Below are 20,037 nucleotides of genomic sequence, written 5' to 3' on the forward strand. Positions count from 1 at the left end.
GCGGTGAACCAATGGGGCTCCCGCTGGATATTGTCCGCGGTGTCGATTGCTCTGTTCTGCGTCCAGATCGACTATTTCGCCGTCAACCTGGCGCTGCCGAGGATCGCCGCCGACCTGCATACGACCACGACCGACCTCCAATGGGTGATCAGCGTGTACATGCTCACGCTGGGGGCATTCATGGTGCCCGCCGGGCGCATTGGCGACATCTTCGGCCGGCGGCGCGCGCTGCTGACCGGTATCGCCCTGTTCGGGGTCGCGTCGGTCTGTTGTGCGCTGGCATCCAGTGCCGCGGTACTGATCGCCGCCCGCGCCGCGCAGGGAATCGGTGCGGCCTTGATCTTTCCGGTCTCCGTCAGTGTTCTGACGAATGCATACTCGTCCGAAAAGGCCAGTCGGGCAATTGGTCTGGCCTACGGAATCGCGGGCCTGGGGAATGCGGCCGGGCCGGTCGCCGGTGGCATTCTGACCGACACCCTGGGTTGGCGAGCGGTGTTCTGGCTGCTGGTCCCGTTCGCTCTCGTGTCGTTGATCCTTGGTGCCCTGGCGATTCCGGAGTCGTTCGACCCCACCGTTCCGCGCCGCCTGGATGTGGCGGGTCTCGCGCTGATCGTCACCGGGGTAGGCCTTTTCACGCTGACCGTCGACCGTGCGCCCTCCTGGGGATGGACGTCGGCGACCACAATCGGTGCCGCGATCGCATCGGTGGCGTTACTCGGCGTCTTCGCGGTCGTCGAACGCCGCATTCGTTGGCCGCTGTTGGATCTTTCGCTGCTGTGCAACGGGAGGTTCGTGGTCTTGGTGGCCGCGGGCACTGTGGCCAACGTCGCCTACGCGGTGACGGTCTTCCTGTCGACACTCAATCTCCAACAGGTGCGCGGACTCACGCCGCTGGCGGCCGGCCTCATGTTCCTCGGCCCGTCGGCCGGTGCGGCCTTGGGCGGTGTAATCTCGGGTCGCCTCGCGACGCGTCATGCGCCGGCCGCGGTGATGGGCATCGGATGCGCGGCCGCGGCGGTGGCGTTGACGGTGTTGGCCGCCGCGACCAACCCGGCGGTGTACGTCGTGGCGCTGACCGCGTGCGGCTTCACGATGGGATTGGTCTATGCCTTCACGACGGTCGCGACGCAGACCGTGGTGGCGCCGCAACGCGCCGGCGAGGCCGCCGGGGTGACGCTGACCTTTCTCGTCACGATCGCCGGCGTCGGGGTAGCGGTGGCCGGCACATCATTGGAAGTGATGCAGCGCAACGGTTTCAGTAGTGGCGGCGGGATCGGCACGATACTGGCGATCATCGCGGCACCGCTACTGCTGGTGGGACTCGCCGTCCTGCTGCGGTCGCGGCAGGACCAGCCCGCTAGTTGACCGGCACGTCGAGAATCGGCCGCTGGACCCCGGCCCCGGGGCCATCGAAGTGCCACCACTCGCCGGAGTAGACCGCGAGGCCACCGTCGGCCATCGCGGTGCGCAGACGAGCGCGGTTCGCCTGCGCCGCGGCGTTTACCCCGTCGGTGGCGTAGGCCTGTGCGCGGGCGGAGAAGTCATCGAAATCCGTGCCCATATCGACCAGTTGGCCGTGCTCGGCGATTGTCACGTCGACGGATCGTCCCGCCTCGTGGCTGCGCGCGTACGGGCCGGGCTTGGCCACCCAGGCCGGATTGGGCACCGCCTGGAACATCCGGACCTGGACATCGTGCGGGCGGTAGCAGTCCCAGAACACCAAGACATCACCCTGGGCCCGAAGAGATTCCGCGGCCTTCGCCAGCCCCGGCGCCATCGAATCGTGAACCAGACAGCGTGCGTCGGCCGGATACAAAGGCACGCCGACGAAGTTGCGCGGCGTCGCGTAGCGCAAGTCGATGACAGCGTCGGGGACGAAGGTTCGCACGTCCACGAACCCGGCCGCGGCGGCCTGCGGACTGACCGGCGCGACATCGGCGCCGGGAACCGCACCGGCCGGTGCCGCCGCCCCCGTGGCGGTCGCGAAGGCCGTCAAGACGGTCAGTAGGCCGGGGAGGATTCTCACGTCAGGACGACTGCGTCTGCTGCGGGCTCCCGATTCGCCGGTCGGCGGTGAGCAGCAGGTTGTCGTATGCCGCGCGCGGTGGCGACGCCTCGGCCCGGGAGAGGGCGATGAAATCGGCGACCACCTGGTCGGCCAGTAGCCGCAGTTTGATGTTGGCCTCCTGGGAACGCCAGCGCAGCAGGTCGAATGCCGCCTCCGAGTCGATGCCGTACACAACCATCAGCATGCCCTTGGCCTGTTCGATGGTCGCGCGGTTCTCGGCGATCTCGGCGATGGCCTCGCTGAACTGCTTCTGCTTGCGATCTTCACCTGGCGTGACGTCGACGTAGAAGCCCTCGGTACCGATGACCTCGCCGCTGGCGTCCTGCAGCTTGTCGGCCACCACGATCACGTGATGGATCCGGCCGGTGGTGTCGATGATCCGGTGCCGGGTGCTGAAGGCCTGGTGGTGCCGGCGCACGTCGTCGAGGGTGTTCGCGACCTGTTGGTAGTCGTCCGGATGCTTGTGCGACAGGACCAGCTCGGTGGTCGGGGAGACCGTGCCGGGCTCGTACCCGTGCATGATCTGCACCGCGTCCGACCATTCCCAGCGCTCGTCGTCGAAGTAAAACCGGAATTGCCCCACCTGTTGCGGACGTACGCCGACTAGGTCATAGCCGTCGTCGCTCCCCGTTGCCGGATCCTCGTCCGCCACCATCGACACCCCATCGCCCCAACAACCTCTTGGTTGTCTCCTTGTAGGAAAGCCGCAGGAGCTTGGACGGCGACAAGTGCCATGAAGGCAGAACCCATCGCCATCCCAGGTTCTGCGGGCAGAAATTTTGTACTACGACACCGGGTGTCTTTTCAAGCGGCTTTGCCAGTGCCGGTGTGTCACGCGGTCAGGTGGGACTGCGGTGACACAAGTGACGGGTGTAACAAAACGGATTTCCGGCCGAAAACACTGGTACAGGGCGTTCACGGCACGGGGACGCCGCCCTGCGAGCCGAGGATGACACGACGGTGAACATTTCCACGCATACATCTGTTCGGATGCGTCGCGCCTGCCTCGGGCTCGGCGTAGTGGCCGTTTCAGCTGCTTTTCTGGCGGCACCCGTGGCGGGCGCCGACCCGGCCGAACCCGTAGATCCCGCGCTCCCGGCCGTGGTGGCCGGCGACGCGGGCGCCCCGCCGGTCGACGCCCCGGCCCCCGCGGCGCCGCCCGTACCGGTTCAGCATCTGTCCAGCCCGGACAACCTGCCCCCCGGCACGACGTCAACCGACGCCCCACCGCAGGGGCGGCTGGGCTACTGGCGCGACCTGTTGCATGCCATGCGCACCCAACAGGTGTCGGGCGGCGACGCGCTGCTGTTGCTGACCCAGCGCCCGCTGGACGCCAATGCCGCGCCCCCGCCCGGCATGTCGTCGACCCCGACGGGTCCGGTCGGAACGTCGGCCGTTGCGCCTGTGGCCGATGCTGGTGCGGCTGCGGCCGGCTAGCGACGCCCGACTGCTTCCACCGCCGCGTCGAGGTCGGGTTGATACCGGCCGCTGCTTTCGACGTCGCGCCACCACTCGGCGCGTCGAAGCGTTCGCAACGTCCGCTCGGGCACGGCGGTGATCATCAACCGGACGCCCGCCTCGGACAGTTCGCGGTCGAGTTCGACCAGAATGTGCAGCACCGTCGACTCGAGCACCGTCTGCCGTACCAGGTCGACGACAACCGTCGCCGGCGGTGTCGGCGACGCCAGCGCGGCGCTGCGAATCGTGGTGACGTTGGGACGCACGTTGGCGGCATAGAGCGGGACAAGGCAGCGCAACACCAGGGGATCGGCGGGAACCAGTTCGGCGTTCTCGGCTTGCTCGACCCACGCGCGATTGTCCTGACGGACGACCTGAACGACGTGCGGGGCGTTGACGACGTGCAGAACCAGAAGCAGGGTGGCGGCCACCGCGACCGCCACTGCGGGAATGAGGCCGAAGGCGAGCCCGATCAGCGCGACGCCGATGGCGCCGAAGCACTCCCGCGGATTGAGGCGGTAGAGCCGTCGCAGTGCGCCGATATCGACCAGCCGGGTGACCGCGACGACCACGACGGCGCCAAGGACCGCCTGCGGAAGCAGGCTCAGGATCGGTGCCACCATCAGTGCGACGAGCACGGCCAGCACTACCAACACCAGAGCACTGATCTGGCTGCGCGCGCCCGAGCGCATGTTCACCGAGGTCTGAGCGAAGCCACCGGCCGGCGGCAGTGAATGGAAGAACGCGCCCGCCACCGAGGCCATGCCGAGTGCGAGCAATTCGCGGTCGGGCTCGGTCGAGGGCTCGGCGGCGTGCCGCGAGGTGCGCGCCACCGCGATCGTCTCGAGAAACGCCATCACCGCGATCGCGAGCGCGCCCGGAATGAGCGGCACGATGTGGCGATCGAGCCGGGGCATGTCGGGAAGCGGCAGCCCCGACGGCACCGTCGGGATGAGCGCGACGCCGTATGCCGGCAGCGCGACCATCGCACTTACCGCGATCCCGAGCACGATCGCCAGGAGCGGCCCGGGAACCTGCGGAGCGAACTTGGTCAGTGCCAGCAGCACCACCAGGCAGACCACGGACACAGCCACGGTCACCACGCTGGCGTTGGGGATGTCGGTCAACGCCGCCCATGCCACCCTGAAGAATCCGGTCGTACGCGGATGGGGAGGTACACCCAGCAATTTGGGTAGCTGCGCTGCCATCACCGTGAGCCCGACGGCGATCTTGATGCCGACCAAGGTCATGTCGCTGATGTTGTCGACCAGCATGCCGAGACGAAAGACTCTGGCCAGCAACAGGAATAGCCCGACCAACAGGGTCAGGGTGATCAGATCGCCGCGCTGGTCGTCGCTGCCGATCAGGACACCGCCGGCGAGCATCGTCGAGGCCGTCAGCGTCGACACCGTCGACGATGTGGTGACACTGGCGACCCGCGAGCCACCGATGAAGGCATACACCACCACCGGAACCATGCAGGTGTACAAGCCGATCTGGACGGGCATGTTCGCGACGGTCGCGTACGCCATCGCCAGCGGGATGACCACCGCTCCGGTGCTGAGCCCGGCCAGGATGTCGGCCTTCAACCAGCCCGCGCGGTACGGCCGGATACCCGGGGCCAGCCAGGTGGGTGGCGGTGTGGTGGACACGACCGGAATTGTGGCACCTCAGCGCATCCGGCGTGCTTTTACCGGATCGGCTGGTTATGCGTCCTCGGCGACGCCCACAACGACCTCGTTGCGGCGTCGGCAGGGCAGTGTCCACGGCGGATCGTAGAACCACGCCAGCGGTTCGCCGGTGGTCTCGATCTCATTGCGGTACAAGGCTTTCAGGAGCTCACTGGTACGCGCGTTGACCGCCTCCGGTCCGATGCTCCCGTTGAATCGCAGCACCGCAACCGTCTCGCCGGGAACCGTCACGAGGCGCACCCGGCTGTCGTTCGGGGTCGGCAACGTCTCGAGGGTGTACTTCGAGGGCATGAAGAAGCGGATGACCCATTCCCTTGACGGCGTGCGCTGGGTCGCGACGGGCGCGGTCATCGCGATCTTCTCGCTGGACTGCTGGGCCACCGGAGCCGTCATCGCGATCTTCGTGCTGCCGGAGTTGGCGCCGAAGATGTAGCGGGCCAGTACTCGGAATCCCTGGTTGCGGGCCGCTTCCTCGTCGGCGTCGATGGTCGTCTCGGCGGCGATGCGGGGTCCGTACCGGCGAATCTCGACTCCGCCGATCGTGCGTTCGACGGTGAACGCCGGCTCCTCGGTGCCCGCTCGGATGCCCACAATGTTGCCCACGCCCTCGGCGATCTGCACCGCCGCTCCGGCAATCGTTTTCAACACAGCCGCCTCCTCGTTCCCTCGCAGTCATACCCGTCCGCGAGGTGGAAGTCGATGACCTATTTGTGACGCACTTTCGGGGCTGGAGCCCGCCGGCTCGACCGGTCCATATATGGTCCGGGAATGACTCGGGTTTCGGTGATCACCGGCGGTGCGGGCGGCATGGGGTTGGCGACGGCCAAGATCGTCGGGCAGGACCACGCGCTGGTGCTCTGCGATGTCAGGCAGGACCGGCTCGACGCGGCGGCCGACGCCCTGGCCGGCCTGGGCGTCACAGCCACGATGGTCAACTGCGACGTCACCGACCGGGATGCGGTCACACGACTTTTCGAGACGGCCGCCGGCATCGGGCCGATCGCCTCGGTGATCCACACCGCGGGCGTCAGCCCGAGCATGGGTGATGCCGACTACGTCATGACCACCAACGCGATCGGGACCCTCAACGTCAACGAGGTGTTCTTCGCCGCGGCGGGTGAGGGATCGGCGATCGTGAATGTCGCCTCGATGGCGTCGCACATGCTGCCCGACGAACTGGTCCCGGCACAGCATTTCGACCTGGCCTTCACCGACGAACCCCGGTTCCTGGCCGAGATGCTGGCGGCGTGCGACATCGCGGGGGAGGAGATGCGCTCCGGGTTGGCCTACAGCGTGAGCAAGACCTTCGTCCGGTGGTACAGCTCCGCACAGGCCGAACGGTTCAACGGCCGCGGTCTGCGCATCGTCTCGGTGTCACCCGGATCAGTGGACACCGAGATGGGACTTCTGGAAGCGGAAGCGGGCGCCGGTGCGATGGTCGCCAATGCGGCGGTGCCCCGATGGGGCAAGGCTGAGGAGATGGCCGAGCTGTTCGCCTTCTGCGCCAGTAACCGGGCCACCTACCTGACCGGAACCGACATCCTCAATGACGGAGGCGTGATCGCCTCGATGCGCGAGCGCGCCCGGGTGGCTGCCCAGAACCCCTAGGGGCGAGTCAGTTTGGCGTACCGGGTGCGGTGCTCATCGGTGGATCCGAACTCGTACTGCAGCGCGGTGAGCCGCTTGAAATAGTGCCCGATCGCCAGCTCCTCGGTCATGCCCATACCGCCATGGAGCTGGACGGCGTTCTGGCCGATGAACCGGGCAGCGCGACCGATGGTCGCTTTGGCCGCTGAGACCGCGCGAGCCCGAACCTGCGGCTCGGCTTCGAGATTCAACACCGCGAGATAGACCGCGGCAACGGACTGCTCGAGTTCCATGTACATGTCGACCATGCGATGCTGCAGAACCTGGAAGGTGCCGATCGGCTGACCGAACTGCTGTCGTTGTTTGCAGTATTCGACGGTGTCGGACAACACCTTTCGCATACCGCCGACCGCCTCGGCGCACACCGCGGCCGCGCCTTCGTCGCGGGCCTTGGCCAGCGACGCGGACGCGTCCTCGGCCAGTAGCGCGTCGGCGGGCAGGCGGAGGCCGTCGAAGGTCAGGTCGGCGCCGCGCCGGTCGTCGATGGTGCGATAGCTGTGGACCTCCAGACCCGGCGGTGGTGCGGTGGGGTCGAACTCGGTGAGGAACAGCGAAACACCCTGCGCGGCATCGGGTTCGCCTGACGTCCGGGCGGCGATGAGCAGGTGGGTGGCCAACGGTGCGGCGGTGACGACGATCTTCTCTCCGGTGATCACCCAGCCGTCACCGGCGCGTACCGCCTTCGTCGACACCGCGTGATCACCGGTGTCCGGCTCGGTACTGGCCAGGGCGACGATGGCGCTGCCCTCGGCGATGCGCTCCAACAGCGCGGCGGCACCCGGATGGTCGCTCCGCTGCAGCAGACCGCCAGCCACCACGACGGTGTCGATGAACGGTTCGATCGCCAGGGCGCGGCCGAGTTCCTCAGCGATCACCATGATTTCGACCGGGCCTCCGCCGATCCCGCCGACCGACTCCGGGAAGGCGGCACCGAGGATGCCGAGCTCGTCGGCCAGGCCGCGCCAGATCTCGGGCTGCCAGCCCGGTCCGATCTTGGCCGCGGTACGGCTCTTCTCGAGGTCATAGCGGGTGGCCAGGAACTTGCCCAAGCCGTCGCGCAGGAGCTCTTGTTCTTTGTTCAGGTTGAAGTCCATTACAGCCCCAGAGTCGCCTTGGCCAGAATATTGCGCTGAATTTCGTTGCTGCCCGCGTAGATTGAGCCGGCCCGATCGTTGAAGTACCGCAAGGCCGCGACCGCCTGCCAGGGCTTGCCGCTGACGTAACCGTCGGCGGGTGGTTCGAAGTCCGAGACCGGACCGCCGGGGCGGGTCGCGTGCGGCTGGTATGCCCGGCCGCGCGGCCCGGCGGCTTCCATCGCGAGCTCAGTGATGGCCTGCGACAGTTCGGTGGACAGAACCTTCAGCATCGACGACGCGGCGCCGGGGTTGCGGCCTTCGGCAACCGTTGTCAGGACGCGGTATTCGAGGATCTCGAGCACCTCGGTGCGGATGCGGATATCGGCGAGCTTGGCCGCGAACGCCGGGTCGTCGATCAGCGCGCCGCCGTTCGGTCCGGGCTGGGTGATGGCCTCGGTGGCGATCGACTCGGCCATCACCTGCAGCGCGGGTGCCGTTGCGCCGCCGCCTCGTTCAAACTCCAGCAGATACTTGGCCACCGTCCAGCCGTCGTCGATTTCGCCGATCACGTTCGACTTGGGCACGCGCACGGCGTCGAAGAAGATCTGGTTCTGCACCTTCTCTCCGGAGGTCATCACCAGCGGACGGATCTCGATGCCGGGTGAGGACATGTCGATGAGCAGGAAGGTGATGCCCTGTTGCCGCTTGGCCGATCGCGAGGTGCGAACCAGGGCGAAGATCCAGTTGGCCTCGGTGGCGTGGGTGGTCCAGATCTTGCTACCGGTGCAGATCAGATCGTCACCGTCGTCGGCCGCGGACATCGTCAGGGCGGCCAGGTCCGAACCGGCCTCGGGTTCGGAGTAGCCCTGGCAGAAGAACACCTCACCGGTCAGGATGCGTGGGAGGAAGAAGTCTTTCTGTTCTGGCGTGCCGTAGGCGATGATCGCGTGCGCGACCATGCGAATACCCATCGGCGACAGCGACGGCGCCCCGGCCAGGGTGGACTCGCGGCTGAAGATGTAGTGCTGGGTCAGGGTCCAGTCGCAGCCGCCGTGTTCGACCGGCCACGCGGGCGCGGCCCAGCCGCGCTCGTGCAGGATCGCCTGCCAGGCCATGCTGGCCTCGTGGTCGGCGTACACGCTGGTCATCAGTCGGCCCGCCTCCCGCAGATCCGGGGTGAGCTTCTCGTCGAGGAACGCCCGCACTTCGTCGCGGAACTCGAGATCTTTCACCGACCACGACAGGTCCATCTGCTGTTCCTCCATCTGCGCACGGCCGTTCTCAGAAGTAACCGTAGCCCGTCGTCGATGGCGGGCGTGCGCTGGGTGTCGTTAATTCTGCGCGCTCGGGTTTGAGGTTCCAAGGCCTGGGGAACAGGTCTCGAGGACGCGGCGAGCGTCCCCCCAAAAACGTGACACTGAGAGGCCCGGTCCCTGCACAAGGGACCGGGCCTTTCGTCTGTGCGGGGTCAGGCGGCGGGCGTTGCGCCCAGCACCCGTTGGATGTCGGGCTTCATGGCCTGCAGCTGTCCACCCCAGTAGCCCCAGCTGTGCGTGCCGTTCGGCGGGAAGTTGAACACCCCATTGCGGCCGCCTGCGGCCTGATAGCGGTTCTGGAACTGCTGGTTGGTCCGAATGGTCAAGCCCTCCAAGAACTGCGCGGGAATCTGGGCGTTGCCCAGGCCGGCGTCGAGGTCGGTCGGATTGCCGTTTCCGCTGTACACCCAGATGCGGGTGTTGTTGGCGACGAGCTGACCGATGTGAAGCATCGGGTCATTGCGCTGCCAGGCCGGGCCGCCGTACGGGCCCCACATGTCGAGGGCGTTGAACCCGCCCGCATCGGCCATCGCGATCGAGACCAGCAGCGGCCAGCTCTGCGCCGACAGGTTCAGAAAGCCTGACAGCGACCCGGCGTAGACGAATTGGCCGGGGTGATAGGCCGCCATGATCAGCGCGGCGCTGCCGGACATCGACAGCCCGACCACCGCGTTGCCGCTGGGGCTGATGCCCTTGTTTGCCGCCAGCCACGCCGGCAGTTCGGACGTCAGGAACGTCTCCCACTTGTAGGTCTGGGTGGTGCCGTTGCCGACGGCGGGCCGATACCAGTCCGTATAGAAGCTCGACATGCCACCGACGGGCATGACCACCGAGACGCCGGAGCCGTCGAACAGCTGGAAGGCGTTGGTGTTGATGTCCCAGCCGTTGCGATCGTCCTGCGCGCGCAGGCCGTCGAGCAGATACACCGCCTTGGGCCCGCCGCCCTGGAACTGGACGGTGATGTTGCGGCCCATCGATGCAGAAGGGACGCTGAGGTTTTCGACCTCGGCGGCCTTGGCGAGCGGCGGCATTGCCGTCACGGTACCGAGCACCAGAAGCGACGCGATGGCGGCGACCGCCGCCCGAATGATCCCCCGACTGCGTATCTTGCGATGTTGATGCATGAAAGTCCCGCTTTGCAGTCGTTCCCTACCCGACCTACCTGACTATCGGAGGTAAGGGCCCATCAGTTACGCCGGCGCAACTTCTCTCGAGTTCCTCATTTCCGAGGTGCTGTCCGCACTGAACGTTCAGCCCGGCCGAGTGGTCGTCGGGATCACCGGACCGCCGGGAGCCGGGAAGTCGACCGCAGCGTCAGCACTGCTCGGCAGAATCGGCGAAGCGTCGTATCTACCGATGGATGGCTTTCATCTGTCCAATGCGGTGCTGGAGCAGCTGGGCCGGCGGGATCGTAAAGGAGCGATCGACACCTTCGACGCCGCCGGCTATGTCAGCGCTCTGCACCGCGCGCGGTCGGACTATCGGAGACGCGACGTCTACGTGCCCGACTTCGATCGTCGCCTCGACGAGCCGGTCGCGGCCGGGCACGTCATCGGAGCCGACTGCCGATTGGTGGTCACTGAGGGGAATTATCTCGGTGTGCCACAGGGGGAGTGGCTCGCGGTGCGTGGGCTGCTGGACAGGCTGTATTACGTCGACTGCCCGGTGGCGGTGCGGCGCGAACGGTTGATAGCGCGGCATCGTGCGGGCGGGCGCGCTGCGGCGGCAGCGGCGGCCTGGGTCGACACAGTCGACGAGCCCAACGCCCGGCTGATCGCGACAACCCGGCAGTTCTGCGATCGGGTCGTCGACGGGTGCTAGCAGCAGCGCGCGGTCGGGTTGGCGTCCGCGTCACTGTGCCGCTTGCGCCAGTACTGCGCCTCGCTGAGCACGGGTTCGCCGGGATGGGTGCGGGCCCGGTGTTCCAGGTAGCGGCGGTAGTGGCTGTCACCCATCAATGCACCGATGTACCAACGGATTTGGCGTGCGGCGCGGGTAGCGCGTCCCATTGTTTCTGCACCTCCTTCTCCGCAGAGGTGGAGATCAGGCCCGACGGGCCGAAAATCTTCGACGGCAGCGGGGGATCGTCGCTCAGCGGTGGGCCCCCGCCGCGGATCGCCCGTACCGCAACCACGACTCCGGCGATGAACACGATGATCACCAGCACGGCGAACACGACCGACAACGTGCCCTGGATGAAGGTGTTGCGGACGACCTCGTGCAACTGGGTGGCGTTCTTGGCCGATCCGAAGGCGGTCTTGCCGGCGTCCGCGGCGGCGCGGTACTGGAAGTGCTGCGTCCAATAGCCAACCTTGGGATCACCGGAGAAGATCTTCTGCCAGGATGCGGTGAGCGTGACGGTCAGATCCCACAGCAGCGGAACGGCAGGTATCCACGCCCACTTCAGCAACCCCCGCTTGATCACCACGACGGTGACCACGGTGAGCGCGATCGCGGCGAGCAACTGGTTGGCGATACCGAACAGCGGGAACAGCGTGTTGATCCCGCCGAGCGGGTCGGTGACGCCCATCAGCAGGATCGATCCCCAGCCGGCCACGACCAGCAGACTGCAGATCCAGGCCCCGACCCGCCAGCTCGGGTCGCGCAGCCGTTTGAACGGGCCACCGAAGTTGCCGAGGCCATCGGACAACATGAACCGCGCGACCCGGGTGCCCGCATCGACGGTGGTCAGGATGAACAGCGCCTCGAACATGATCGCGAAGTGGTACCAGAACGCTTTCAGCCCCGGGCCGCCGAACACCTGATGCAGTACCTCCGACATCCCGATCGCCAGCGTCGGCGCCCCACCGGTGCGCGAAACAATCGTGCGCTCACCGACATCCGTGGCGGCCTGGGTGATCTCGCCCGGTGTGATCGGTGTGCCCGACAGGCCCAGGGAGTTGACGTACTTGGCCGCGGTCTCGGCCGTCGTACCGGTCTGAGCCGACGGCGCGTTGATGGCGAAATACAGGTGCTGGTTGAGGATCGCCGCGGTGATCAACGCCATGATCGCCACGAACGACTCGGTGAGCATGCCGCCGTAGCCGATCAGCCGCATCTGGCTTTCCTTCTCCAGCAGCTTCGGCGTGGTGCCCGACGAGATCAGCGAGTGGAAACCCGACAGCGCCCCGCACGCAATCGTGATGAACAGGAAGGGGAACAACGCGCCGGCGAACACCGGTCCGCTGCCGTCGTCGGCGAAGGTCGAGATGGCCGGCGCCTCCATGATCGGACGGGCCAGCAGGATACCCACGGCCAGCAGGCCGATGGTGCCGACTTTCATGAAGGTCGACAGGTAGTCGCGCGGCGCCAGCAGGAACCACACCGGCAGCACGGAGGCGGCCAGGCCGTAGATGATGATGCACCACGACAGCGTGACCTTGGTCAGGTTGAACCAGCTTTCGCCCCAATCGGTTTCGGCGACCCAGCCACCGGCAACCACGGCCAGCAGCAGCAGAACGACGCCGATCAGGGAGACCTCCGAGACCCGGCCGGGTCGCAGGAATCGCAGATACAGTCCCATGAAGATGGCGATCGGGATCGTCATCGTGATCGAGAAGACGCCCCACGGGCTGTCGTCGAGCGCGTTCACCACGACCAGCGCCAGCACCGCCAGCAGGATCACCATGATCACCAGCACGGCGACGATCGCGGCAACGCCGCCAACGGCGCCCAGTTCGTCGCGGGCCATCTGCCCGAGTGATCGTCCGCGGCGGCGGGTGGAGATCGCCAGCACTAGATAGTCCTGGACGCAGCCGGCGAACACCGCGCCGAGGATGATCCAGATCGTGCCGGGCAGATATCCCATCTGCATGGCCAAGACCGGGCCGACCAGCGGCCCGGCCCCCGCGATCGCAGCGAAGTGATGACCGAACAGCACCCGCCGGTCGGTGGGCATGTAGTCGGTCCCGTTCTCGAAAATCTCGGCGGGAGTGGCGTGGTCGTCGCGCGGGCGCACGATCTTCATCTCGATCAGCCGGGCATAGAACCGGTATCCGATGACATAGGTGCAGATCGCCGCGATCACGAACCACACCGCGTTGACCGTCTCGTCGCGGAAGAACGCGATGATCGCCCACGCGATCGCGCCGAGGACGGCGATGGCGCCGAAGATCAGCTTGTGTCGAAGGGTGATCGGCGATCGGTCGACGATGGCGACCGGTGGCAGGTCGGCCTCGGTGCGGATAAAGGTGACGTCGCCCTTGGTCTCTTCGATGTGTTCCGACGGCGCGCCGGTCGGTGCAGCCACAGTGTTTCTCCCTTGCCGAGACGTGTCAGTGCCAGGCTGTGGTTCTGATCCTTTCATTCACAGGTTCGGGAAGTAGTCAGAACGTGCAAACGCCACCGCCTCGCAGGTGTGCTACCTGGGTAGCGGCAATTGATCGGCGTCGCGTGGTGCGACCGGGCGCGTCGAGGCTGTGGTTATCGAGCAGAAGTGCGAGTAACCGGCGCGATACCTACAGGCTCGCTGAGCTTTTCAGTCGCGCTCGTAGAAGCTGCGCACCGTATCGACGGTGTCGGCTTCGGCTGGGCTCTTGTCGTCGCGGTAGCGCAGCACCCTGGCAAAGCGCAGCGCCATCCCGGCGGGATACCGGCTCGACCCCTGCACACCGTCGAACGCGATCTCGACGACCTGTTCGGGACGCACCGGAACCACATAGTTGTCGAGCGGCCCCGTGGCGAGTTCACTGAACCGCTCGGTCTGCCACTCCAACATGGCATCGGTCATGCCCTTGAAGGTCTTGCCCAGCATCACGAAGGCGCCGCTGTGCGGGTCGCGTGCGCCCAGATGGATGTTGGACAGCTTGCCGGTGCGCCGCCCCGACCCCCACTCCACGGCGAGCACCACCAGGTCCAACGTGTGCACCGGTTTGACCTTCAGCCAGCCCGCACCGCGGCGACCGGCCTCGTAGGGGGAGGACGGTGACTTGGCCATCACCCCTTCGTGGCCGGCCGCCAACGTCGCGTCCAGAAACTCCTGGGCTGCAACAGAATTGGTGGTGGCGAGCCGGTCGACACGCTGCTCGGCGGGCACGATCTGGTCGAGTGCGGCGAGCCGGGCATGCGTCGGTTCGTCGAGCAGGTCCACGCCATCGAGATGCAGGATGTCGAAGAAGAACACCGAAAGCGGTTGCGCCGCGCGGGCGGCGGCGACGTCGACGCTTCTCCCGAATCGGGACGCGGTGACCTGGAAGCGGTGCGGGCGGTTGTCGGAGCGCAGGGCGATGGCCTCGCCGTCGGCGATCAAGGTGGTCACCGGCAGCGCCAACGCCGCATCCACCACCTCGGGCAGCCGGGCGGTCACGTCGTCGAGGCTGCGGGTGTAGACCGTGACGTCGTCACCTGAGCGGTGAATCTGCACGCGGGCGCCGTCGAGCTTGGCCTCGAAAATGGCGTCCCCGCTGAGGCGTTCGAGCGCGTCGGCTACGCCGGTGGCGGTCTGGGCCAGCATCGGGCCGACGGGTCGACCGACTCTCAGGGTGAATTCGTCCAGCGCTTCGGCTCCGCCAGTCAGCGCCGAGGCCGCCACCGCAGGAAGGTCACCACCGAGCATGGCGGCGCGGCGGACGGTCGCGGCGGGCAGCCCAGCCGCCTTGGCAACGGCGTCGGCCATCACCCCGGCGAGGGCGCCCTGGCGCAACTCGCCCCCGAGCAGCCGGCGCAGGAACACCTGCTCGGTGTCGGTGGCCGCACCGAACAGACCACCGAGCAACTCGGACCGCCGCGCTTGGGATCCCTTGCCGGCGACCGCGCCGATCTCGGTGAATGTCGCATCGACTTCCGACACCGTCAGCGACGACTCGTCGGCCGGCGCGGGCAGTGAGCGCAGTGCCGCCCAGCCGACCCCGATCTGGCGCTGCGGCAGTTCCCCCGACAGCCACGACACCACCACCTGCACGACGCGCGGATCACCGGCGCCCGTCAACAGCTCGGCGATCCGCGCCACCTTGGCCAGGCGCGACGACGTCGCCGACACATCCGCCGAGGCCGCCGCAACATCGCCAAGCAACATGTCTCCAGGTTGGCACGACACCCCGACAAACCCGATGTGCGTCAGACGACCTCGAAGGACACCGAGTGCCAGCCGGTCGCGCCGTCCGGCGCAGGCGGCGCCTGGTCCTCGGTCTGCACCGCGCCGGTGTTGTCGGTGGCGCGAACGGTGATCGAGTGGGTGCCGGTCTGGGTGGCCGTCCACGGAAAGCTCCACAGCCGCCACGTGTCATTTGAGTAGGCGGCACCGAGCTGCGCGGGCTGCCACGGTCCGTCGTCGATCCGAACTTCGACGGCCTTCACACCCCGGTTCTGCGCCCACGCCACCCCGCCGAACGCGGCCGGCCCCTTGCCGACCTTCTGACCGTCTCGTGGCACGTCGATGCGCGACTCGGTCTTGATCGGGCCGCGCTCGGACCACCCGAGCTTGCTCCAGTAGGCCTGCACCTTGTCGAAGCGGGTCAGCTCCAGATCCACCACCCACTTGGTGGCCGACACGTAGCCGTACAAGCCGGGCACCACCAGCCGGGCGGGATAGCCGTGCTCGACCGGCAGCGGTACGCCGTTCATCCCGATCGCGAGCATGGCGTCGCGGCCGTCGGTCAGCGCCTCCACCGGAGTACCCGCGGTGAACCCGTCGACCGATGTCGAGAGCACCATGTCCGCGTCTGAGTGGATTCCGGCGTCGCGCAACAAGTCTCGGACCCGGTATCCGGTCCAGGTGGCGTTCGAGATGAGGTCACCGCCGACGGGATTCGACACGCAGGTCAGCGTCACGACCTTCTCGATCGGCTCGAACTTCTTGAGGTCGTCGAAGGTGTAGGTGAGTTCACGGTCGACCATCCCGTGGATGCGCAACCGGAAGTCGGCGCGCGAGAGCTGCGGGACGCTCAAGGCGGTGTCGATGCGGTAGAAGTCGCCGTTGGGCGTGATGAAGCTGGGCAGCTGGACGCCGGCCGGCGTGACGTTGGAGGGAACCGGTGACGGCGGCGCCGCCGACGGCAGGGCGAAGCTGTCCCGATCGCCGGACACACTGTGGAGCCGCCGGCTGATCACCGTGCCCGCGACACCGCCGAGGACCCCGAGGGCGACGAACCCCAGCGTCGCCAGTGAAAGCCGGCGTCCCGGATCCACTCCGGCGGCGTCGGTGGCGGGGGTGGCTCGACCCTCCGCGATCCGGCCGGAGGTGAGCAGGCGCAGCACCACAATCCCGCAGACCGCGCCGAGCAGGGTGGGGATGATGTCGACGGGTCGGGCTCCCGGACGCGCCAGCACCGCGACGCTGCCGGCGATGGCGGCGAGCAGGAAAGCGATGGTGCCGACCGGGATGCGGGACCGCTCCCAGATCGCGGCGGTGGCCGCGAGCACGGCGACCACCGCGATCACCGCCACCGAGAGGAACAGTTTGTCGGCGGTGCCGAAGGTCTGGATCGCCCATTCCTTCACCGGTCCGGGCGTCGCGTTGATGACCGCGGTGCCCACGGCGGTGCGGGCGTCGGCGGCCGGCGAGAAGAACGCGGCGGTCAGTTGGACCACGCCGAGGGCGACGGCGGCGGCGGCCACCCCCGCGCCCATCCGCAGACCGGTCGTGGTTTGGGCCATGCGGCCAACCTACCGCTGGGTAGGGACCCTTGGTCGTGACCGTTTCATGACGAGCGGTAACGTGCGTACCGGCTTGGGCGCCACCGGGGTGTCCCCGCGACTGGAACAGCGAACTGTAAGCCGCACGGGAACCGTGTCGGCATCAACTGACAGGAGTATCGGATGGAGATCTCGGGCAAGAAGGTCGTCGTCATCGGTGGCGCATCGGGCTTCGGGCGGGCGAGCGCTGAGCGGCTGGCCTCGCAGGGCGCCAAGGTGGCGATCCTCGACCGCGAAGGCACCGACGGCCCCGAGGTCGCGTCCGGTGTCGGCGGCCCCTTCATCCCAGTTGACGTCACCGACTTCGCGGGCACCGAGAAGGTCCTGCAGCAGGCAGTCGACGAGCTGGGCGGTCTGCACGTCGTGCTCACCACCGCCGGCGGTGGCGTCGCGGAGAAGACGTTCGGCAAGAACGGCCCGCACGCCCTCGAGACCTTCCAGAGCACGATCAACCTGAACCTGATCGCGAGCTTCAACATCAGCCGCCTCGCGGCCGCGCACATGGCCAACAACGAGCCCGAGGACGAGGAGCGCGGCGTCATCATCAACACCGCCTCGATCGCCGCGTTCGAAGGCCAGATCGGCCAGGTCGCCTACACCGCCGCCAAGGCCGGCATCGCAGGCATGTGCCTGACCATGGCCCGCGACCTCGGCCCGGTCGGCATCCGCGCGCTGGCCATCGCGCCGAGCCTGTTCGCCACCGGTCTGACCAAGGGCATCCCCGACGAGTTCGCCAAAGCGCTGACCAAGGACGCCGCCTTCCCGAAGCGGCTGGGCCGGCCCGAGGAATTCGCCATGCTGGTCTCCGCGATCGTCGAAAACCCGATGCTCAACGGCCAGTGCATCCGGCTGGACGCCGGGCAGCGCTTCGCCCCCAAGTAATAGCCGATCACGCACGGCGTGGTAAGGCATTAGGGGACCAGGCACCGCCGCCTCGAGGAGGATCCGATGGGTATCGCACTGACCGACGACCACCGTGAACTCAGCGAGGTGGCGCGCTCGTTCCTGACCACGCAGAAGGCCAGAGCGGCGGCGCGCGCCCTGCTCGCCGACGACGCCGAGGAGGCGCGTCCGCCGTTCTGGACCGAGCTGGCCGGCTTGGGCTGGCTCGGCCTGCACGTCGACGAGCAGTACGGCGGTTCGGGTTTCGGCCTGCCGGAACTGGTGGTCGTCGTCGACGAGCTCGGCCGCGCGGTGGCGCCGGGCCCGTTCGTGCCGACCGTCGTCGCATCGGCGTTGGTGTCGGCGGTCGGCAGCGACGAGCAGAAGGCGCGTCTGCTGCCGGGGTTGGTCGACGGATCAGTCACTGCGGCAATCGGATTCGGCGGCGATGTCACGCTCTCCGGTGAAACTGCGAGTGGCGATGCCGGTGTGGTCCTCGGCGCCGGGTTGGCTGATCTGTTGGTGGTCACCGCCGGTGATGACGTGCTGCTGGTTGAGCGCGGCGCCGACGGGGTCTCGGTCGACCTGCCGGGCAGCCTCGACCGGGCCCGGCGCTCCGGGCGGGTCTCGCTGCGCAACGTCTCGGTGGCCGGCAACGTGCTGGCCGGGGCGCGCACCACCGCGCTGGCCTTGGCCCGGACGCTGTTCGCCGCCGAGGCCGCGGGCGGGGCCTCGGACTGTGTGGACACCGCCGTCGAATATGCCAAGGTGCGTGAGCAATTCGGCCGCACCATCGCGACGTTCCAGGCGATCAAGCATCACTGCGCGGACATGATCGTCGGCTCGGAGTCCGCGGTTGCCGCCGCCTGGGACGCCGCCCGCGCTTTCACCGACGATCACAAGCAGTTCGAACTGGTGGCCGCTGCCGCGGCGGCGCTGGCCTTCCCGGCCTATGTTCGCAACGCGGAGTTGAACATTCAGGTGCACGGCGGCATCGGCTTCACCTGGGAGCACGACGCGCATCTGCATCTGCGACGCGCACTGACCGTGCAGGCGCTACTCGGCGGAGACGGCCCGGTGACCGATGTGTTCACCCTGACCCAGTCGGGCGTCAGCCGGGCCAACAGTCTGGACCTGCCAGCTGAAGCTGACGAGCTGCGCACCCAAATCCGTTCCGACGCAGCCGAACTCGCCAAGCTCGACGAGAAGGCGCAACTCGACGAGCTGATCGCCAGCGGGTACGTCATGCCGCACTGGCCCAAGCCCTGGGGTCGCGCCGCCGGTGCCGTCGAACAGCTGCTGATCGAGGAGGAGTTCGCCGCCGCCGGCATCAAGCGGCCGGACTACGGCATCACCGGCTGGGTGATCCTGACGCTGATTCAGCACGGAACCCCCTCGCAGATCGAGCGGTTCGTCGAGAAGGCGCTGCGCAAAGACGAGATCTGGTGCCAGCTGTTCTCCGAGCCGTCGGCGGGCTCGGATGCCGCGGCGGTCAAGACCCGCGCCACGCGGGTCGACGGCGGCTGGAAAATCACCGGGCAGAAGGTGTGGACCAGCGGGGCGCACTACTGCAAGCGCGGCCTGGCCACCGTCCGCACCGACTTCGAGGTCCCCAAGCACGCCGGCATCACGACGGTGATCCTCGACATGGAGGCGCCGGGCGTCGAGGTGCGGCCGCTGCGCCAGATCACCGGTGGCGCCGACTTCAACGAAGTGTTCTTCAACGACGTGTTCGTGCCCGACGAAGATGTGGTCGGCGAGCCCAACGCCGGCTGGACCGTCGCGCGGGCCACCCTCGGTAATGAGCGGGTCAGCATCGGCGGCGGCGCGGGCACGATCGCGCCGGCCGCGGCCTGGCTGGTGTCGCTGACCAAGGCCCACGGTGACCGGGTCGCCGGCGCCGTCCAGTGGGTCGGTCGGTTCCTGGCCAGGGATCAGGCGCTGCGTCTGCTGAACCTGCGCCGGGTGGTTCGCGCGCTGGAAGGTGCCGGACCCGGGCCGGAAGGCAACATCACCAAACTGATTCTGGCCGAACAGTTTCAGGAGCAGGGCACCATCGCCGCGGCGCTCGTCGGTCCGGATGCCGCACTGGACGGTGGCGAGGGTGAGATGGCGGGCCGCACCGCGCTGGGGTCCCGCGCGCTGTCCATCGCCGGCGGCACATCGGAGATCACCCGCAACCAGATCGCTGAGCGCATCCTCGGTATGCCGCGTGACCCGCTGATCAAGTAATTGACGCGACGGTTCGCCGTTGGCAAACCGTTTTT

At 67.6% G+C, this 20,037-nt stretch carries 17 protein-coding genes; 6 read left to right on the forward strand and 11 right to left on the reverse strand.

All coding sequences use genetic code 11. The annotated features are described in order from the left end of the window. The first annotated feature begins 3 nt into the window (after positions 1-3). Complete coding sequence (locus K0O64_RS09055) at positions 4-1,365, forward strand: MFS transporter (RefSeq protein WP_225933669.1); 1,362 nt, start codon at positions 4-6, stop codon at positions 1,363-1,365. Here the strand turns inward: K0O64_RS09055 and K0O64_RS09060 are convergent. Beyond that, on the reverse strand, positions 1,358-2,026 hold the full coding sequence (locus K0O64_RS09060) for a M15 family metallopeptidase (RefSeq protein ID WP_425574828.1): 669 nt from the start codon (positions 2,024-2,026) through the stop codon (positions 1,358-1,360). The genes K0O64_RS09055 and K0O64_RS09060 overlap by 8 nt on opposite strands. A 1-nt stretch (position 2,027) precedes the next feature. Then, complete coding sequence (locus tag K0O64_RS09065) at positions 2,028-2,723, reverse strand: PAS and ANTAR domain-containing protein (protein WP_096312762.1); 696 nt, start codon at positions 2,721-2,723, stop codon at positions 2,028-2,030. 365 nt (positions 2,724-3,088) lie between these two features. Between K0O64_RS09065 and K0O64_RS09070 the strand changes: the two genes are divergently transcribed. Further along, on the forward strand, positions 3,089-3,505 hold the full coding sequence (locus K0O64_RS09070) for a hypothetical protein (RefSeq protein WP_125477412.1): 417 nt from the start codon (positions 3,089-3,091) through the stop codon (positions 3,503-3,505). Here K0O64_RS09070 and K0O64_RS09075 read toward each other — a convergent pair. Together K0O64_RS09075 and K0O64_RS09080 are read right to left on the reverse strand one after the other, a co-directional pair. Further along, positions 3,502-5,178 (reverse strand): SulP family inorganic anion transporter, encoded by a 1,677-nt coding sequence (locus K0O64_RS09075; RefSeq protein ID WP_096310873.1) that lies wholly within the window; start codon positions 5,176-5,178, stop codon positions 3,502-3,504. The two genes, K0O64_RS09070 and K0O64_RS09075, sit on opposite strands and share 4 nt — an antisense overlap. Positions 5,179-5,232: 54 nt before the next feature. Beyond that, entirely contained in the window at positions 5,233-5,865 is a 633-nt protein-coding gene (locus tag K0O64_RS09080; protein ID WP_096310875.1) for an SOUL family heme-binding protein, read from the reverse strand. Between the two features lie 120 nt (positions 5,866-5,985). On the opposite strand from K0O64_RS09080, the gene K0O64_RS09085 reads away from it, so the two are divergent. Continuing rightward, complete coding sequence (locus tag K0O64_RS09085) at positions 5,986-6,825, forward strand: SDR family oxidoreductase (protein WP_096310877.1); 840 nt, start codon at positions 5,986-5,988, stop codon at positions 6,823-6,825. Here K0O64_RS09085 and K0O64_RS09090 read toward each other — a convergent pair. The 3 genes from K0O64_RS09090 to K0O64_RS09100 form a co-directional block, all read right to left on the reverse strand. Then, positions 6,822-7,958: an acyl-CoA dehydrogenase family protein gene (locus K0O64_RS09090; protein ID WP_096310879.1), complete on the reverse strand. Its 1,137-nt coding sequence runs from the start codon at positions 7,956-7,958 to the stop codon at positions 6,822-6,824. The genes K0O64_RS09085 and K0O64_RS09090 overlap by 4 nt on opposite strands. After that, positions 7,958-9,190, reverse strand: coding sequence for an acyl-CoA dehydrogenase family protein (locus K0O64_RS09095; protein ID WP_096312763.1), 1,233 nt, complete (start codon positions 9,188-9,190; stop codon positions 7,958-7,960). The genes K0O64_RS09090 and K0O64_RS09095 overlap by 1 nt, the downstream gene beginning before the upstream one ends. Positions 9,191-9,408: 218 nt before the next feature. After that, positions 9,409-10,380: an esterase family protein gene (locus K0O64_RS09100; protein WP_096310881.1), complete on the reverse strand. Its 972-nt coding sequence runs from the start codon at positions 10,378-10,380 to the stop codon at positions 9,409-9,411. 106 nt (positions 10,381-10,486) lie between these two features. Between K0O64_RS09100 and K0O64_RS09105 the strand changes: the two genes are divergently transcribed. Then, complete coding sequence (locus K0O64_RS09105) at positions 10,487-11,077, forward strand: nucleoside/nucleotide kinase family protein (protein WP_225933670.1); 591 nt, start codon at positions 10,487-10,489, stop codon at positions 11,075-11,077. Here K0O64_RS09105 and K0O64_RS09110 read toward each other — a convergent pair. From K0O64_RS09110 to K0O64_RS09125, 4 genes are all read right to left on the reverse strand, one after another. Beyond that, positions 11,074-11,211, reverse strand: a complete 138-nt coding sequence (locus tag K0O64_RS09110; RefSeq protein ID WP_425574827.1) for a CstA-like transporter-associated (seleno)protein — start codon at positions 11,209-11,211, stop codon at positions 11,074-11,076. The genes K0O64_RS09105 and K0O64_RS09110 overlap by 4 nt on opposite strands. Then, on the reverse strand, positions 11,211-13,505 hold the full coding sequence (locus tag K0O64_RS09115) for a carbon starvation CstA family protein (protein WP_096310885.1): 2,295 nt from the start codon (positions 13,503-13,505) through the stop codon (positions 11,211-11,213). The genes K0O64_RS09110 and K0O64_RS09115 overlap by 1 nt, the downstream gene beginning before the upstream one ends. A 228-nt stretch (positions 13,506-13,733) precedes the next feature. Then, positions 13,734-15,269 (reverse strand): ATP-dependent DNA ligase, encoded by a 1,536-nt coding sequence (locus K0O64_RS09120; RefSeq protein WP_096310886.1) that lies wholly within the window; start codon positions 15,267-15,269, stop codon positions 13,734-13,736. A 41-nt stretch (positions 15,270-15,310) separates the two neighbouring features. Further along, positions 15,311-16,849, reverse strand: coding sequence for a molybdopterin-dependent oxidoreductase (locus K0O64_RS09125; RefSeq protein ID WP_096310887.1), 1,539 nt, complete (start codon positions 16,847-16,849; stop codon positions 15,311-15,313). A gap of 162 nt (positions 16,850-17,011) precedes the next feature. Between K0O64_RS09125 and K0O64_RS09130 the strand changes: the two genes are divergently transcribed. Together K0O64_RS09130 and K0O64_RS09135 are read left to right on the forward strand one after the other, a co-directional pair. Next, positions 17,012-17,770, forward strand: a complete 759-nt coding sequence (locus K0O64_RS09130; RefSeq protein ID WP_096310888.1) for an SDR family NAD(P)-dependent oxidoreductase — start codon at positions 17,012-17,014, stop codon at positions 17,768-17,770. A gap of 66 nt (positions 17,771-17,836) precedes the next feature. Further along, positions 17,837-20,002, forward strand: a complete 2,166-nt coding sequence (locus K0O64_RS09135; RefSeq protein ID WP_096310889.1) for an acyl-CoA dehydrogenase family protein — start codon at positions 17,837-17,839, stop codon at positions 20,000-20,002. Positions 20,003-20,037 lie beyond the last annotated feature (35 nt).

It is taken from the genome of Mycolicibacterium pallens (assembly GCF_019456675.1).
Taxonomy (GTDB): Bacteria; Actinomycetota; Actinomycetes; order Mycobacteriales; family Mycobacteriaceae; genus Mycobacterium; species Mycobacterium crocinum.